General features: G+C 47.8%; 15 tRNA genes and 2 rRNA genes. All 17 read right to left on the bottom strand.

Annotated elements, in window-relative coordinates:
• Nucleotides 1–63 (bottom strand): 16S ribosomal RNA (locus GNT69_RS25320); the annotation flags it as partial.
• Nucleotides 64–271: 208 nt separating this feature from the next.
• Nucleotides 272–346, bottom strand: a tRNA-Asn gene (locus tag GNT69_RS25315).
• A 17-nt stretch (nucleotides 347–363) separates the two neighbouring features.
• Nucleotides 364–440 (bottom strand) — tRNA-Ile (locus tag GNT69_RS25310).
• A gap of 7 nt (nucleotides 441–447) precedes the next feature.
• A tRNA-Gly gene (locus tag GNT69_RS25305) sits at nucleotides 448–518 on the bottom strand.
• Between the two features lie 20 nt (nucleotides 519–538).
• Nucleotides 539–622, bottom strand: a tRNA-Tyr gene (locus GNT69_RS25300).
• 8 nt (nucleotides 623–630) lie between these two features.
• Nucleotides 631–703, bottom strand: a tRNA-Phe gene (locus GNT69_RS25295).
• A gap of 21 nt (nucleotides 704–724) precedes the next feature.
• Nucleotides 725–801 (bottom strand) — tRNA-Asp (locus GNT69_RS25290).
• 32 nt (nucleotides 802–833) lie between these two features.
• Nucleotides 834–910 (bottom strand) — tRNA-Met (locus GNT69_RS25285).
• A gap of 33 nt (nucleotides 911–943) precedes the next feature.
• Nucleotides 944–1,036 (bottom strand) — tRNA-Ser (locus GNT69_RS25280).
• 10 nt (nucleotides 1,037–1,046) lie between these two features.
• Nucleotides 1,047–1,120 (bottom strand) — tRNA-Met (locus tag GNT69_RS25275).
• Between the two features lie 20 nt (nucleotides 1,121–1,140).
• Nucleotides 1,141–1,216, bottom strand: a tRNA-Ala gene (locus GNT69_RS25270).
• A gap of 29 nt (nucleotides 1,217–1,245) precedes the next feature.
• Nucleotides 1,246–1,330: transfer RNA gene (locus GNT69_RS25265), tRNA-Leu, on the bottom strand.
• Between the two features lie 8 nt (nucleotides 1,331–1,338).
• Nucleotides 1,339–1,414 (bottom strand) — tRNA-Lys (locus GNT69_RS25260).
• 82 nt (nucleotides 1,415–1,496) lie between these two features.
• Nucleotides 1,497–1,572 (bottom strand) — tRNA-Thr (locus GNT69_RS25255).
• Between the two features lie 12 nt (nucleotides 1,573–1,584).
• Nucleotides 1,585–1,660 (bottom strand) — tRNA-Val (locus GNT69_RS25250).
• 7 nt (nucleotides 1,661–1,667) lie between these two features.
• Nucleotides 1,668–1,742, bottom strand: a tRNA-Glu gene (locus GNT69_RS25245).
• A gap of 7 nt (nucleotides 1,743–1,749) precedes the next feature.
• Nucleotides 1,750–1,867 (bottom strand): 5S ribosomal RNA (rrf, locus tag GNT69_RS25240).
• Nucleotides 1,868–1,929: the final 62 nt, after the last annotated feature.

Here is a 1,929-nt window from a genome sequence, read left to right as displayed (position 1 = left end):
GACTTGCATGTATTAGGCACGCCGCCAGCGTTCGTCCTGAGCCAGGATCAAACTCTCCAATAAAGAGTAAGCTTTAGCTCATAAAATAAAACGTTGGCTCATGTTCTCTATATTAATAGAAGAAACACGATAAATATTGTTTGTTGACGCTTGTTTGTTTAGTTTTCAAAGAACAATCTTACTGTTATGTCTCAGAAGCGACTTTATTATAATATCGTATTCTTATTGACATATCAATTACAAATTTTTTCCAGTAACAAAGAATGAATACTGGCTCCGCAGGTAGGATTCGAACCTACGACCGTTCGGTTAACAGCCGAATGCTCTACCACTGAGCTACTGCGGAAAATCTAAATAACAACATGGTGGGCCTAAGTGGACTCGAACCACCGACCTCACGCTTATCAGGCGTGCGCTCTAACCAGCTGAGCTATAGGCCCATAATGAAGCGGGTGATGGGAATCGAACCCACTACATCAGCTTGGAAGGCTGAGGTTTTACCAGTAAACTACACCCGCAAATAATAATTATAATAAAATGGTGGAGGGGGACGGATTCGAACCGCCGAACCCGAAGGAGCGGATTTACAGTCCGCCGCGTTTAGCCACTTCGCTACCCCTCCAATAAAGGTGGCTCAGGACGGAATCGAACCGCCGACACATGGATTTTCAGTCCATTGCTCTACCGACTGAGCTACTGAGCCATATCAATATTTTTTTAAAAATGGCGGTCCGGACGGGACTCGAACCCGCGACCTCCTGCGTGACAGGCAGGCATTCTAACCAACTGAACTACCCGACCAAATTTTTATAAACTTAAACTAAAGATAAAATTGGTTGCGGGGGCAGGATTTGAACCTGCGACCTTCGGGTTATGAGCCCGACGAGCTACCGGACTGCTCCACCCCGCGATAATAGTAATAGTATTCACACTAAGAAATAAATGGAGGAGGAAAGGGGATTCGAACCCCTGCGCGGTTTGACCCGCCTGTCGGTTTTCAAGACCGATCCCTTCAGCCGGACTTGGGTATTCCTCCAAAAATGCAATAGCGGCGGAGGGAGTCGAACCCACGACCTTTCGGGTATGAACCGAATGCTCTAGCCAGCTGAGCTACACCGCCATATTTTTTCATTATTTTATTGGTGGAGCCTAGCGGGATCGAACCGCTGACCTCCTGCGTGCAAAGCAGGCGCTCTCCCAGCTGAGCTAAGGCCCCAAAAAAAAGTTGCAATTCAAAAAGTGAATTGGTGCGGGTGAAGGGAGTCGAACCCCCACGCCTTACGGCGCTAGATCCTAAGTCTAGTGCGTCTGCCAATTCCGCCACACCCGCAATACAAATGGTGAGCCATGAAGGACTCGAACCTTCGACCCTCTGATTAAAAGTCAGATGCTCTACCAACTGAGCTAATGGCTCCAAATAGGATAGCATTCATTCTGCTTGAGAAATATTATTATTATCGCATCTGATCTACTGACTGAGCTAATAGCTTGCAAAATGGTGCCGGCCAGAGGACTCGAACCCCCAACCTACTGATTACAAGTCAGTTGCTCTACCAATTGAGCTAGGCCGGCTCATTATAAATATGGTGGAGGATGACGGGATCGAACCGCCGACCCTCTGCTTGTAAGGCAGATGCTCTCCCAGCTGAGCTAATCCTCCATATAAGTGGTGACCCGTACGGGATTCGAACCCGTGTTACCGCCGTGAAAGGGCGGTGTCTTAACCACTTGACCAACGGGCCATTGTTTGCCTGGCAACGTCCTACTCTCACAGGGGGAAGCCCCCAACTACCATCGGCGCTTTTAGAAGCTTAACTTCCGTGTTCGGCATGGGAACGGGTGTGACCTTCTCGCTATCGCCACCAGACTACTATTAAATTGAGGTTTGTTCCCTCAAAACTAGATAATGTTTGTAAGAAGAAAAAGCAA

This window comes from Bacillus sp. B15-48 (assembly GCF_016879755.1).
In the GTDB taxonomy this organism is placed as follows: domain Bacteria; phylum Bacillota; class Bacilli; order Bacillales; family Cytobacillaceae; genus Mesobacillus_B.
Note: the sequence above shows the minus strand (reverse complement) of the source record. Positions and strands in the feature narration are given on the sequence as shown.